This window comes from Ectorhizobium quercum (assembly GCF_026552795.1).
GTDB lineage: Bacteria > Pseudomonadota > Alphaproteobacteria > Rhizobiales > Rhizobiaceae > Ectorhizobium > Ectorhizobium quercum.
The window spans coordinates 85,821-99,732 of the sequence record NZ_JANFPI010000002.1; the positions used below are offsets into that span (position 1 = coordinate 85,821).

Here is a 13,912-nt window from a genome sequence, read left to right on the forward strand (position 1 = left end):
GTCACAATCTTCCTGAAAAGCCTTTGAAAAAGAAGCAAGGCGCGGACAGGACGACCCCGATACGCGCCGCAGACAGGATTTCACCATGTTCGGCGCCCATTCCCGCTCCATGATCCTTTCCCTCGCCCTGGCTGCCGCCGTGGCAGGCGCGGCCTCCGCCCAGCAGACCGCCGCATGCGGCGGCGATTTCAATGCCTTTCTGGACGGCGTCAGGGCCGAGGCGCAACAGAAGGGATTGCCCGCCGATGCGATCGAGAAGACGCTCGCCGGCGCGACGATCGACCAGAAGGTGCTGTCCCGAGACCGGGCCCAGGGCGTCTTCCGCCAGACCTTCCTCGAATTCTCGCAGCGCACGGTTTCCCAGAGCCGGCTGAACATCGGCAGGCAGAAGATCGAGCAGTTGCGCTCCGTCTTCCAGCGCGCCGAAGCCGAATACGGCGTCCCCCCCGGCATCATCACCGCTTTCTGGGCGATGGAAACGGATTTCGGCGCCGTGCAGGGCGATTTCAATACACGCAACGCGCTGGCGACCCTGTCGCACGACTGTCGCCGTCCCGAACTCTTCCGTCCGCAACTGCTGGCGCTGATCGAGATGGTTTCCCACGGCGATTTCGATCCGGCGAGCGAAACCGGCGCCTGGGCCGGCGAGATCGGTCAGGTGCAGATGCTGCCGAGGGACATCATCGCCCACGGCGTCGATGGCGACGGCGACGGCCATGTGCGCCTCAAGTCCAGCGCCCCGGACGCGATCATGACGGCGGCCAACTTCATCAACAGCCTCGGCTATCGCAGGGGCGAACCCTGGATTCAGGAAGTGGCCATTCCGCAGAACCTGCCTTTCGAGAAATCGGGGCTCGGCGGAACGATGACGGCAGGCGAATGGTTCGACCTCGGCGTCAGGCCGCGCGACGGCAACACGAATTTCGCCTCTCTTCCCGCCGCCCTGGTGCTGCCGCAAGGCCGCCTCGGCCCGGCCTTCATCACCTATCCGAACTTCGGAATCTATCTGGAGTGGAACCAGTCCTTCATCTACACGATCTCCGCCGCCTATTTCGCGACGCGCCTGATGGGGGCCGAGCCCTACCAGAAAGGCAATCCGGAACCGGGCCTCGACGTGGATTCCATGAAGCTGCTCCAGACCAGGCTTCAGGCCCACGGCCACGATGTCGGCAAGGTGGATGGCATTCTCGGCTCCGGCACACGCGTTGCCGTTCAGAAGGAACAGCAGCGCCTCGGCATACCCGCTGACGGCTGGCCGACGCAGGCGCTTCTCAACGCCCTTTGACGGCAGCAGACGCAAAAACCACGCAAAAAGGGCTGCGACAAAGCAGCCCTTTTTCTTTTTTCGTTTAATTTCATCCCAAAAATAGAACAATATTTTCAAAACGATGACAGGGCTGCATGTCCGCCCGCCGGGCCTGCGCCGCATCGCACAACACAAAACGGCTTTCCATTCGACACGAAACCGACATATTATCGTTTCGTAAACGCGAGGAGGCTGAGATGGGAATAACCAACTCTCTCAATAAACTGATCGTCAGTGCGGCGTTTCTTTTCATCACGGTGATGCTCTTCATCTGAGGGCGCCGCCTGAAATCTCATCCGGCGTCCAGAGCCGCCGGATCCACCTGTTTCCGTCACGAAACGTGACGCATCACACGAAAGCGGGCGGCTCCCTTGCCGCCCGCTTTCCCGTTTCAGCGCCGTCGCCGGCCGCGTTTCCTCACCCCTTGCGGGCAAGACCGAGGCGCGTCAGTACGGCATTCGTCAGCGGCGCGCGGTTCATCGTATAGAGATGGAAATCGCTGATGCCGCGACGGACCAGATCGGCGATCTGCTCGGCGGCGACATCCGCCCCGACCTCGAAACGGCGCTCGGCATCCTCCTCGGTTCCGGCGAAACGCTCATCGAGGAAGGCCGGAATGCTGGTGCCGCAACGGCCGGCAAAACGCTTGAGCTGCGTCAGGTTATGGATCGGCATGATGCCGGGCAGCACCGGAAGGGTGATGCCCGCGGCGCGCACCGCGTCCATGTAGCGCTCGAACTGGTCGTTGTCGAAGAAGAACTGGCTCAACGCCCGGTCGGCGCCATTGTCCGCCTTGCGCTTCAGCATCTCGATGTCGGCGGCCACGCTTTCGCTTTCCGGATGCTTTTCCGGATAGGCGGAAACGGAAATGTCGAAATCGCCGATGCTTTTCAGTCCCTTCACCAGTTCGGCGCCGTTGGCGTAGCCCTGCGGGTGCGGACGATAGACGGAGCCGGGCCCTTCCGGCGGATCACCGCGCAAGGCCACGAAACGGCTCACCCCGACCGCCTGCAATTCCTCGACCACGCGGCGGACATCGTCCTTCGACGATCCGACGCAGGTCAGATGCGACGCAGTCCGCAGCGGCGTCTCCGCGATCAGGCGGCGGACGGTCACGAGCGTCGGCTCCCGCGTGGAGCCGCCGGCGCCATAGGTCACGGACACGAAATCCGGCTCCCAGCCGCCGAGATCGGCCACCGTTTCCCACAGCTGGCCTTCCATCTCCGGCGATTTCGGCGGAAAGAATTCGAAGGAGATCTTCAGGCGTCCGATATCGGCGTCGCTGAGAAGGGGCGTGGACATGGGTATCTCTCCGTAAAATCCCGGAGCATTTCATCTTTTCACGGAAACGATGAAATGCTCCAAACCTTTGTTTTTGCGCATTTCCGGACGCAAAACCGCTACGCACTTTTGCTGGAAATGCTCTACCTTTCTTGCCGGGCCTTCAGGCCGCCGCCGGACGCGGATCGCGCGCCAGCCAGATCGTCACCGTGAGCGCGCGCTCCGCCTGCCCGCCCGGTGGAATGTCGATGACCTTTTCGACCGCAAGCCCCGCCTTTTCGAGCGCCTGCGCCATCGCCTCGTGCGCAAAGCCGAGACGCACATGCGCATGGTCCTCGCGCAGATGGTCCAGATCGTGCGGCGCCAGATCGATCACCGCCAGCCGGCCGCCGGGCTTGATGACCCGTGCCGCTTCCGCCAGCGCAAGCTGCGGCTGGTCGAGAAAATGCAGCACCTGATGAATGGTGACGAGATCGAATTCCTCGTCGTCCACCGGCAGGTTGAAGATATCGCCCTGCCGCACCGAGGCCTTGACGATCCCGCCCTTGTCGAGATTGGCGCGCGCCACCGACAGCATGTCGCGGCTGGCGTCGATGCCCGTCGCATGGCTGTAGAGGCCTTCGAGCAATTGCAGCATGCGCCCCGTTCCGGTACCCAGATCGAGCAGCGAGCCCACCGGCGTATCGCCGACCGCCTTCAGCAGCGCCGCCTCGACCGCCTCGTCGTTCACATGCAGGCGGCGAAGCTCGTCCCACTCGGAGGCGTTGCGGCTGAAATAGGCCTGCGCCTTTTCGGAGCGCTGGCGCTTGACCGCCACCAGCCGTTGCGCGTCGCGGACGAGAACCGGATCGTCCCGTTCGGCCATCGCGAGAATGGCCCTGACCAGTTCCGTCGCGGCACCGTCGCGCCGCAGGCGGAAGTAGGCCCATGCGCCTTCCTGATAGCGCTCGACGAGGTCGTCTTCCGCAAGAAGCTTCAGATGGCGCGAAATACGGGGCTGCGATTGTCCGAGAATATCGGTAAGATCGGTGACGGTGAGATCGCCCGAGGACAGGAGCACGAGCAGGCGAAGCCGGGTCGTCTCCCCTGCCGCCTTCAGAATATCCACCAGCTTTTCCAGACCGAACGTCGCCACGGCACCCCTGACACACATAATCAAGATATAAACATATCTTTATGTGATTGGGCATCGCATTGCAAGCCCGCCCGGCGATGCCATCCACGGCATTCGCGCCGGCATGAAAAAGGCGGCCCGGATCGCCGCCTTCAGTGTATTGGCAACCCCTCTCTTTCGTCACCCTCGGGCTCGACCCGAGGGTCCACGCCGCAGGCGGCGCGGTGGATGGTCGGGTCAGGCCCGACCATGACGAAAGAGAGCGATGAGCAGATAGTCAGCAGGCGGCATCAACCGCCTCGTTTCATACGTTCCCACTATGGGATCAGCGCGTCAGGCGCTTGTAGGTCACGCGCCTGGGGTTGACGGCATCCGCGCCGAGACGACGGATCTTGTCCTTCTCGTAGTCCTCGAAGTTGCCCTCGAACCATTCCACATGGCTGTCGCCCTCGAAGGCGAGAATGTGCGTGGCCAGACGGTCGAGGAACATGCGGTCGTGCGAGATGATGACGGCGCAGCCAGCGAAGTTTTCCAGTGCGTCCTCCAGCGCCGACAGCGTTTCCGTGTCGAGGTCGTTGGTCGGTTCGTCGAGCAGCAGGACATTGTAGCCGCCCTTCAGCATCTTGGCGAGGTGAACGCGGTTGCGCTGGCCGCCCGAAAGATTGCCGACCTTCTGCTGCTGGTCGCCGCCCTTGAAGTTGAAGGCGCCGCAATAGGCACGCGAGTTCATCTCGTACTTGCCGAGCTTCAGCACATCGTTGCCGCCGGAGATTTCCTCCCACACGGTCTTGTCGGCGGCAAGCGTGTCGCGGCTCTGGTCGACATAGCCGAGATCGACAGTCTCGCCGACGGTGATCGTGCCGGAATCGGGCGTTTCCTGACCGGTGATCATGCGGAACAGCGTGGTCTTGCCGGCACCGTTCGGGCCGATGACGCCGACGATGCCGCCGGGCGGCAGCTTGAAGGTGAGGTTCTCGATGAGAACGCGGTCGCCATAGGCCTTTGTAAGCCCCTCGGCCTCGATGACCACCTGCCCCAGACGCTCACCGACCGGAATGACGATCTGCGCGTCGCCCGGACGGCGCTCGCCGGCGGCCTTCACCAGTTCGTCATAGGCCTTGATACGGGCCTTGGACTTAGCCTGACGGGCCTTCGGGCTGGAGGAGATCCACTCCTGCTCGCGCGAAAGCGCCTTCTGGCGGGAGGCCTCCTCGCGGCTTTCCTGCGCCATGCGCTTGGCCTTGGCCTGAAGATAGGCCGAGTAATTGCCCTCGTAGGGAATGCCGCGACCGCGGTCGAGTTCGAGGATCCAGCCCGTGACGTTGTCGAGGAAGTAGCGGTCGTGGGTGATCATCATCACCGCGCCCGGATATTCGCGCAGGTGCTTTTCCAGCCAGGCGATGGTTTCGGCGTCGAGATGGTTGGTCGGTTCGTCGAGCAGCAGCAGGTCGGGCTTGGCGAGCAGCAGCTTGCACAGCGCCACGCGGCGCTTTTCGCCGCCGGAAAGATTGGAAACGTCGGCATCGGACGGCGGGCAGGCCAGCGCCTCCATCGCCATTTCCACCTGGCTTTCCAGATCCCAGAGGTTCTGGCTGTCGATGATGTCCTGAAGCTGCGCGCCCTCGTCCGCCGTCTCGTCGGAATAGTTCATCATCAGCTCGTTGTAGCGGTCGAGGATCGCCTTCTTCTCCGCCACGCCTTCCATCACGTTTTCCAGAACGGTCTTGGAGGGATCGAGTTGCGGCTCCTGCGGCAGGTAGCCGAGCGTCGCGCCTTCGGCCAACCAGGCTTCGCCGGTGAATTCCTTGTCGAGGCCGGCCATGATGCGCAGCACGGTGGACTTGCCCGCCCCGTTCGGACCGAGAATGCCGATCTTGGCGTCCGGGTAGAAGGAGAGGTGGATGTTCTCCAGAATCTTCTTGTTGCCGTAGGACTTGTTAAGCCCGGCCATATGGTAGATGAACTGACGCGCCATCGCTCAAAAGCTCCGCATAGGGGAAAAGGATTGTGCCGCTATGTAGGCGAATTAAGGGCCATGAGCAACCGGCACGCGGCTTTTGACGAGCGGGAGGACCAACATGCCGCCGGATATCGAACGGCTGGAAAGCCCCACGGGCGCATCGCTGGCCTTCTGCCGCTGGCAGCCGGTAGACGCCCCTCCCCGCGCCGTCCTCCTCGTGTGTCACGGTCTCGGCGAACATGCCCGCCGATACGGCGGCTTCGCCGGGGCGATGGCCAAGCGCGGTTTAGCGGTTCTGGCCCACGACCACCGCGGCCACGGCCTGACAACAGCGCCGGATGCGCCACGCGGCCGCTTCGCCTGGCGGGAAGGCGCCGACACACTCGTCGCCGACGTGCTGGCCATGCGCGACCATGCCGAGGCGCTTTATCCCGGCCTTCCCGCCTTCCTGTTCGGCCATTCGCTGGGCGGGCTGATCGCGCTCAACGCGGCGCTCGAGGCGCCGGAGCGCTTCGCCGGAGCCGCGCCGTGGAACATGAACGCCGTTCCGGGCCGCTTCCTCATCGGCCTCGCGCGCTTCATCCTCAAGGCCGAACGGGCCCTGAAGGGCTCGGACGTGCCAGCCGACCTCGTGCCGCGCCTGACCATCGAGGCATGGAACCGGGCAATCGCCCACCGCCGCACCGATGCCGACTGGCTGAGCCACGACCCGGCGGAAGTCGATGCCTTTCTTGCCGATCCGCTCTGCGGCCACCCGGCCAGCGTTTCGCTCTGGCTCGACATTTTCGACCTGATCGCCGGCTGGCCGCAACGGGCGGGATACGCCCGCGCCCGTGCGCTGCCCTTCTTTCTGGCCGGCGGCGACGAAGACCCCGGCACGGACGGCGGCAAGGCCGTGACGAAACTGGCGCAAACGATGCGCACGCGCGGTTTTCTGTCTGTAAAACTTGCGATATACCGGAATACCCGACATGATACGCTGCACGACATCGGGCGGGAGGAGGCCATAGCGGAGCTTGGCGCTTGGTGCGATTCCTGCCTGGAGCGCGCGCCATAATCTTACCGAAAGGGGAACCGATGCCGGATATCGTCAAGGCCGCCGCGTCCGACCGGACGGCGGTGGAAGCCCTGGTGGAAGCCTCCTATTCCCATTACATCGCCCGCATCGGCGCGAGGCCGGGCCCTATGCTCGACGATTACGCCTCATCGATCGCCCGCGGCCATGTGAACCTGCTGCGCGGAGATGGCGGCATAGAGGGCGTTCTGGTCCTCATTCCGGAAGAAGACTGCCTGCTGCTCGACAACATCGCCGTCAGCCCCGCAGCGCAGGGCAAGGGCTATGGCCGCCTTCTCATGGATCACGCCGAAGCGGAAGCCCGCCGGCTGGGCTTTCGCCGCATCCGCCTCTACACCCACGAACTGATGACCGAAAACCAGGCGATCTATGCCCGGCGCGGCTATGTCGAGACGCACCGGCAGGAACAGAAGGGGTTGAAGCGGGTGTTCATGGAAAAGGCGCTGGACTGACGGCACGTCCGCGCGCCTTGCGAAAACGGAATGAGCCCGATGAGTTTATATCGCGTGCGCGAAGGCGGCGGCGTGGCTATAGCTTGAGCAGCAAGGCACATGCACTATCATTCTGTTTTCACGCAATTCCGGACGCAAAAACGCGCTCCGCATGTTTGCCGGAATCGCACCAGGGAGTCGCCATGAGCGAGAGGAAACCGCCGCTTTCCGGCATCCGCGTCATCGAACTGGCCCGCGTTCTCGCGGGTCCCTGGGCCGGGCAGATGCTGGCCGACATGGGGGCGGACGTCATCAAGGTGGAGAACCCGGCCGGCGGCGACGACACCCGCACCTGGGGGCCGCCCTTCGTCGAGAGCCGTGACGGCGAAAACCTCTCCGCCGCCTATTACCACGCCACCAACCGCGGCAAGCGCTCCATCGACATCGACTTCCGCAGCGAGGAAGGCCGCGCCGTCGTGCTCGACCTCATCCGCGACGCGGACGTGGTGATCGAGAACTTCAAGCGCGGCGGCCTCGTCAAGTACGGCCTCGACTACGAAAGCCTGAAGTCCATCAACCCGAAGCTCGTCTATTGCTCCATCACCGGCTTCGGCCAGACCGGACCCTATGCCGATTTCGCCGGCTACGACTACATCGTGCAGGGCATGTCCGGCTTCATGTCGATCACCGGCGCGCCGGACGGCGAACCGATGAAGGCAGGCGTGGCGATTGCCGACATCTTCACCGGCATATATTCCGTCACCGCCATTCAGGCGGCGCTGATCCATGTCCTGAAAACCGGCGAGGGCCAGATGATCGACATGGCGCTGCTCGACGTGCAGGCCGGCGTTCTGGCCAACCAGAACCTCAACTATCTCGTTTCCGGAAAGTCGCCGGTCCGGCTCGGCAATGCGCATCCGAACATCAGCCCCTACGAGGTCGTGCCGACCGCCGATGGCCACCTGATCCTCGCGATCGGCAATGACGGGCAGTTCGCCCGCCTCTGCGCCATTCTCGGTCTCGAAGGCGTGGCTGAAGACGAGCGCTTTTCGACCAACAAGGCCCGCGTCGCCCACAAGACGGAGGTGCGCCGCCTCGTTTCCGAAAGGACGGCGCGATGGCACAAGCGCGATCTGCTGACCGCCTGCGAGAAAAGCGCCGTGCCCGCCGGACCGATCAACACCATCGGCGAGATGTTCGACGACCCGCAGGTGAAGGCGCGCGGCCTGCGCATCGACCTCGAAGCGGCCGACGGCACGGTCATTCCCGGCGTGCGCAGCCCGATCGTCATGTCGCAAACGCCGCTGAAATACGACCGGCCGAGCCCGGCTCTCGGCGAGCATCGCGAGGAGATCCTCGCCGAACTGAAGGCCCGAAAACAGAACTGAACATATGCAATGGGAGGATATCATGGAAAGAACGGGAGGAGAGCTGATCGTCGAGGCGCTGAAGGCGAACGGCGTGAAGCGCGTGTCCTGCGTGCCGGGCGAAAGCTTTCTGGCGGTGCTGGACGCGCTCTATGAAAGCGGCATCGAAACCCTCGTCTGCCGCCAGGAAGGCGGCGCGGCGATGATGGCCGACTGCTGGGGCCGCCTCACCGGCGAACCCGGCATCTGCTTCGTGACACGCGGCCCCGGCGCCACCAACGCCTCGGCAGGGCTGCACGTCGCCCGGCAGGATTCGATCCCGATGATCCTGTTCATCGGCCAGGTGCAGGGCGAAGCCCGCGAACGCGAGGCCTTTCAGGAGGTCGAATACCGCCGCGCCTTTACCGAATTCGCCAAATGGGTCGGCGAGATCGACGACCCGGCCCGCATCCCGGAATTCGTGACGCGCGCCTTCGCCGTCGCCACCTCGGGCCGCCCCGGCCCCGTCGTTCTGTCGCTGCCGGAAGACATGCTGACCCGCAGGGCGGCGCCGCCGGCGGCCAGACCCTACATGCCGGTCGAAAGCCATCCCGGCCCGGCCCAGATCGCAGCGCTCGGAGACCTGCTGGCGAAGGCCGAGCGTCCGCTGGCCGTGATCGGCGGCACCCGCTGGGACGCGGCGAGCGTCGCGCAATTCCGCGCCTTCGCGGAAGCGTGGAAGCTGCCGGTCGGCTGCTCCCTGCGCCGCCAGATGCTGTTCGATCACCTGCACCCTTCCTACGCGGGCGATATCGGCATCGGCATCAATCCGGCTCTTGCGCGGGCGGTGAAGGAAGCCGACCTGCTTCTGCTCGTCGGCGGGCGCTTTTCCGAAATGCCCTCCTCTTCATACACGCTGATGGATGTTCCCTATCCGAAGCAGACGCTCGTTCATGTCCATCCGGACCCGCAGGAACTCGGGCGCGTCTACCGGCCCGACCTTGCCATCGCCGCCGCGCCGAAAGATTTCGCCGCCGCCCTCGCCGCGCTCGCGCCCGCCGCCGCGCCGAAATGGGCCGCCCGGACCGAGGCCATGCACGCCGCCTACCTGAAATGGTCCACGCCGCCCGCCACGGGTCCCGGCGCGGTGCACATGGGCCCGATCATGGAATGGCTCGAAGCGAATGTCGCCCCCGACGCCATCTTCACCAACGGCGCCGGCAACTACGCCACCTGGCTGCAACGCTTTCACCGCTTCCGGCAGTACGCCACGCAGGCCGCACCCGCCTCCGGCTCGATGGGCTACGGCCTGCCCGCCGCCGTGGCGGCAAAGGCGCTCCATCCGGACCGGGAGGTGATCTGCTTCGCCGGCGACGGCTGCTTCATGATGCACGGGCAGGAATTCGCCACTGCCATCCGCTACAACCTGCCGATCATCACGGTGGTCGTGAACAACGGCATCTACGGCACGATCCGCATGCATCAGGAGCGGGAATATCCCGGCCGCGTCTCCGGCACCGGCCTCACCAACCCGGATTTCGCCGCCCTCGCCCACGCCTATGGCGGCCACGGCGAAACGGTTCGCGAAACAGCGGAATTCGGCCCCGCCTTCGAACGGGCCCGTGCCAGCGGCAAGCCGTCGATCATCGATATCCACCTCGATCCCGAAGCCATCACGCCGGCAAAGACGCTGACGGAGATTCGCGAGAAACGGTAGGGCGCGGCACCTGCCGTTCCCCCTCCGGCTACGGTCTCAAACGCAAAAGGCCGGGAAGCAACCGCTTCCCGGCCTTTGTCATCTCTCGTCGGTGTCCGGCTCAGTCGAGAGCGGCGGTGACGACGAACTCGACCTTGTAGTCCGGCGTGGCCAGCGCGGCCTGGCTGGTGGCGCGGGCCGGCGGGTTCTTCGGATCGATCCAGCTTTCCCAGACGGCGTTCATTTCGCCGAAGGTGGACATGTCGGACAGATAGATGATCGTCTGAAGGATCTTCGCCTTGTTCGAGCCGGCGGCAACGAGCAGGCGTTCGACTTCGGCAAGCGCGGACCTGGACTGTTCGGTAACGGTCTTGCCGTCGCCGACCTGGCCGGCAAGATAGACGACGTTGCCGTGAACGACAGCACCGCTCATGCGGGCACCGGGTTCGATACGCTTGATGCTCATTGGTATGCTCCTGTTATTGAAGGGCTGATGGATGGCGCGGCTTCAGCCGCGCATGTGATGGGTTTTCTGGTAAACCGTGGTGGAGCGCGCGCCGGAACGGCAATAGCCGAGCATGGGGCGCGGCAGATCGTCGAGCGCATCGACCATGCCGGTCACGGCCTCTTCATCGACGCCGGTCTTGCCCACGGGCACATGCGCCGTCTCGATTCCGAGTTCGGCCGCGCGCGCGGCGATCTCCGCGAAAGCCGGCTGGCCGGGCTCCTCCTCGTCGGGACGATTGCAGACTATGGACTTGAACCCAAGCGCCTTGATCTGATCGAGATCGTCCACCGTGATCTGACCGCTGACGGAATATTCGCCGTCGATCTCTCTGATATCAACCATCGTCGTTCCTCTTTGAATTGCGAACAAGCTGTACGATCGGGACGTGCCTGCGTCAATGCGAGGCTTCATCATTCCCCGGAGATGAAAGCGAAGGAAAGGCGGTAATCCAGTGCCTCGCCCGGCTGAAGCGCAACAAGCTCGCCCCGCGTCGCAAGCTCGGAGCGTCCCGTCCACCGGTGCGACGCCGGCTCGATGCCGAGGACATCGGCAGGCGCCGACTGGTTTCGCCACACCTGGAGGAAAGGCAGCGTCGCGGTGGCGAAGCGCACCCTGAGCGTCAGGCCGGAAAGCGCCGCCACCGGGCCGAGCCGCACCTCTGCCTGTCCGGCCTCCCCCGCCGGAATGCAGAAAACACCGCCGTCGCCCTCGCCGAACGCCCAGGGCAGCGAACCGCCCTCCAGCATATCCCCTTGCAGGCGCGTGCCGGCATCGAGCAGCCCGGCCGCGAGGTTCATGTGATACATCAGCATCGGCGCGAAAGGCCTGGCGCCGTCGTTGACGAGCCGGTCCTCCAGGAAGACCTCCCCCGTCGCGCCGTCGATCCTCCAGACGCGGTAAAGCCGCGCATGGCCGCCGCTGGCCAGGCGGACGGGAACCTCGCCCCTGCACACGGCATCGTCGCCGCAGCATTCCATGAGGACGTTCTCGGCCGGACTGGCGGAAAAGGAGCCGTGCAGCGGATAGAGCGAGCCGTCCGAGGCCCCTTCCACCGGTTCCGGATGACGGATATGATCGGGACCGCAGGTAAACAGAAAGCCCTCCAGCGAATGGTCGATGCGGGGGTCTCCGTCGTCGGGAATGGCCCGGCCCGGCGAGACATCCCTGCCCGCGACGAACAGCTTGCCGATATCCAGCACCGATGCCCGGTCGAGGAAAAGAACGGGGCCGCGCGCGGCAGAAAACTCGATCATGGAACGGTCCTTCATTCCTTCGTCCGCCAGGCGGCCCGGAAGCGGGCCTGCAAGCGGGTAATAACGCGGAATCATTGCAAATTAACGTTACCTTAACCTGAAGTTCATTCTTTCCATATTAGGGTCAAATTTACCATGTGAGAGATGGCCGAAGTAGATGATGAGGATCAGATTCACCGTGACCCTTTCCAGAGCAACCAGCCTTGGCCTCGCCCTTGCCGTCCTGCTTCAGGCGCCGCTTGCCGACATGGCGGCCGCGCAGAGCGTTTACAGGCCTTTCGTTGAAACGGTTCTGGTCAGCCCGGAAGGCGACCTGCTCGACTATACGCCCGAACACGGTTCCGTCGTCGTCAGCCGGGATCGCGAGGGCCGCCGCGTGCTTCTCGACCACTACGGCAATCTCGTCGCCACCGAGATTCCGGCCGAAACCTATTTTCCGCGGCCGCGCAACGCCCGCCCCGGCGACGCCTATGGCGGCGTGCCCGACTATCGCAGCTATCGCGGCGACGGCGACGACCTCACCACCGGCGCGGTTTCCATGCCCGAACGGGTCGAGCGCGCGCCGCTCGACGCCCGCCCCCTGCCCCCGGCGGACGACGGCTTCGCCAACTACGGCGACAACCGGCAGACGGGAACCCTCGCCTCGATCGAGCAGGATCGGTCCCTGCCCGAAGTCACCGTCACGCCGCAGACGCCGCTGACGCTGAACGGCAAGTCGCGCTCCGAAATCGCCGCGCTCCAGACCCTGCTCGACCGCGCAGGCGCCTCGCCGGGCGTGATCGACGGCCGCATGGGGTCGAATGTGACCAAGGCGCTGGAAGCCTATGAAATGATGACGGGCGAGCGGCTCGATCCGAACGATTCCGAGGACATCCTGCAACGCCTGAGCTTCAGCGGCGGCATGCCGATCGTCAACTACACGATCACGCCCCAGGATGCGGCCGGTCCCTATGTCGCCGCCATTCCCGACGATTACGGCGAGAAGGCCACCATGCCGGCCCTGTCCTACACCTCGGTCGAGGAAGCGCTGGCCGAACGGTTCCACATGGACGAGAACTACCTGCGGGAACTCAACCCCGGCGTCGATTTCACCATTCCCGGAAGCGTCATCAAGGTGATCTCGCCTGGCGAACGCAAGACGGGCGCCGTGACCCGCATCGTCGCCGACAAGGGGCGCAAGCAGGTCTTCGCCTATGACGAGAGCGGCGCGCTCGTCGCCGCCTATCCGGCCACCATCGGCTCGTCGGACACGCCCTCCCCTTCCGGCACGCATACGGTCGCCCGCATCGCGCTCGATCCGGGCTATACCTACAATCCGAAGATCAACTTCAAGCAGGGCGATAATCACGGCATCCTGCAAATCCCGCCGGGACCGAACGGGCCGGTCGGTAATGTCTGGATCGCCCTGTCGAAACCGACATACGGCATCCACGGCACCCCGGAACCGTCGAAGATCGGCAAGACGAACAGCCACGGCTGCGTTCGCCTCACCAACTGGGATGCGACGGAACTCGCCAAGATGGTCAAGGTCGGCGCCACCGTCGAATTCATCGACTGAGCGAAACCGGCGGGCATGAAACCGGCGGCGATATCCGAAAGGATCTCGCCGTTTTTTCATATCCGGCACGCCGACGCATCGACGGCTCAAATCGTTGCTTTTATTGATTTTACAAATCGAACCGGAAAGTTCGCAAGGCCGAACGACCGTCACCTCTCCAGAGCGGAGAGACTACAGGCTGCGGCGATGTGAAAAGAGAAAGATGGCGCGCCGCACCGGGGGAAGATGACAGCTACGTTTACGCTATAGCCCTATAAAAGAATTCATGAAATCCATTCAGATTTGCTGTTATCACCGATCCCGGTCCTGCGGGTAGCCCCAAACTCTTTGCTATAGGTCCAATCCGTCGCGCGGTAAGTGACATTGGACGCACGCTTCTTTTGG

Annotated in this window: 13 protein-coding genes; 6 read left to right on the forward strand and 7 right to left on the reverse strand. The window is 64.1% G+C overall.

What is annotated here, in order from left to right; all coding sequences use genetic code 11:
• The first annotated feature begins 85 nt into the window (after positions 1 to 85).
• On the forward strand, positions 86 to 1,285 hold the full coding sequence (locus NOF55_RS05135; RefSeq protein ID WP_306410273.1) for a lytic murein transglycosylase: 1,200 nt from the start codon (positions 86 to 88) through the stop codon (positions 1,283 to 1,285).
• A gap of 70 nt (positions 1,286 to 1,355) precedes the next feature.
• On the opposite strand, the gene NOF55_RS05140 is transcribed toward NOF55_RS05135, so the two are convergent.
• The 4 genes from NOF55_RS05140 to ettA form a co-directional block, all read right to left on the reverse strand.
• A complete protein-coding gene (locus NOF55_RS05140; RefSeq protein WP_306410274.1) occupies positions 1,356 to 1,577 on the reverse strand; it encodes a hypothetical protein in 222 nt (73 codons plus the stop codon).
• Between the two features lie 146 nt (positions 1,578 to 1,723).
• On the reverse strand, positions 1,724 to 2,608 hold the full coding sequence (gene metF / locus NOF55_RS05145; RefSeq protein ID WP_306410275.1) for a methylenetetrahydrofolate reductase [NAD(P)H]: 885 nt from the start codon (positions 2,606 to 2,608) through the stop codon (positions 1,724 to 1,726).
• 142 nt (positions 2,609 to 2,750) lie between these two features.
• Entirely contained in the window at positions 2,751 to 3,722 is a 972-nt protein-coding gene (locus NOF55_RS05150) for an ArsR/SmtB family transcription factor (RefSeq protein ID WP_306410276.1), read from the reverse strand.
• Positions 3,723 to 4,026: 304 nt separating this feature from the next.
• Positions 4,027 to 5,676, reverse strand: a complete 1,650-nt coding sequence (ettA, locus tag NOF55_RS05155; RefSeq protein ID WP_306410277.1) for an energy-dependent translational throttle protein EttA — start codon at positions 5,674 to 5,676, stop codon at positions 4,027 to 4,029.
• 103 nt (positions 5,677 to 5,779) lie between these two features.
• Here ettA and NOF55_RS05160 point away from each other — a divergent pair, with 103 nt between their 5' ends.
• The 4 genes from NOF55_RS05160 to NOF55_RS05175 all read left to right on the forward strand — a co-directional run bounded on the left by NOF55_RS05160 (position 5,780) and on the right by NOF55_RS05175 (position 10,230).
• The gene (locus NOF55_RS05160; protein ID WP_306410278.1) at positions 5,780 to 6,718 is read left to right on the forward strand and encodes an alpha/beta fold hydrolase; all 939 of its coding nucleotides are present in this window, start codon (positions 5,780 to 5,782) and stop codon (positions 6,716 to 6,718) included.
• A gap of 20 nt (positions 6,719 to 6,738) precedes the next feature.
• Complete coding sequence (locus NOF55_RS05165) at positions 6,739 to 7,188, forward strand: GNAT family N-acetyltransferase (RefSeq protein ID WP_306410279.1); 450 nt, start codon at positions 6,739 to 6,741, stop codon at positions 7,186 to 7,188.
• Between the two features lie 182 nt (positions 7,189 to 7,370).
• The gene (gene caiB, locus NOF55_RS05170) at positions 7,371 to 8,555 is read left to right on the forward strand and encodes a succinate--glutarate CoA-transferase (RefSeq protein WP_306410280.1); all 1,185 of its coding nucleotides are present in this window, start codon (positions 7,371 to 7,373) and stop codon (positions 8,553 to 8,555) included.
• A gap of 22 nt (positions 8,556 to 8,577) precedes the next feature.
• The gene (locus NOF55_RS05175; protein WP_306410281.1) at positions 8,578 to 10,230 is read left to right on the forward strand and encodes a thiamine pyrophosphate-binding protein; all 1,653 of its coding nucleotides are present in this window, start codon (positions 8,578 to 8,580) and stop codon (positions 10,228 to 10,230) included.
• 100 nt (positions 10,231 to 10,330) lie between these two features.
• Here NOF55_RS05175 and NOF55_RS05180 read toward each other — a convergent pair whose 3' ends face one another.
• The 3 genes from NOF55_RS05180 to NOF55_RS05190 all read right to left on the reverse strand — a co-directional run bounded on the left by NOF55_RS05180 (position 10,331) and on the right by NOF55_RS05190 (position 11,970).
• Entirely contained in the window at positions 10,331 to 10,675 is a 345-nt protein-coding gene (locus NOF55_RS05180; protein WP_306410282.1) for a RidA family protein, read from the reverse strand.
• 42 nt (positions 10,676 to 10,717) lie between these two features.
• Positions 10,718 to 11,059, reverse strand: coding sequence for a protein tyrosine phosphatase family protein (locus NOF55_RS05185; RefSeq protein WP_306410283.1), 342 nt, complete (start codon positions 11,057 to 11,059; stop codon positions 10,718 to 10,720).
• A 68-nt stretch (positions 11,060 to 11,127) separates the two neighbouring features.
• Positions 11,128 to 11,970: a DUF4432 family protein gene (locus NOF55_RS05190; RefSeq protein ID WP_306410284.1), complete on the reverse strand. Its 843-nt coding sequence runs from the start codon at positions 11,968 to 11,970 to the stop codon at positions 11,128 to 11,130.
• Between the two features lie 160 nt (positions 11,971 to 12,130).
• On the opposite strand from NOF55_RS05190, the gene NOF55_RS05195 reads away from it, so the two are divergent.
• Complete coding sequence (locus NOF55_RS05195) at positions 12,131 to 13,528, forward strand: L,D-transpeptidase family protein (protein ID WP_306410936.1); 1,398 nt, start codon at positions 12,131 to 12,133, stop codon at positions 13,526 to 13,528.
• Positions 13,529 to 13,912: the final 384 nt, after the last annotated feature.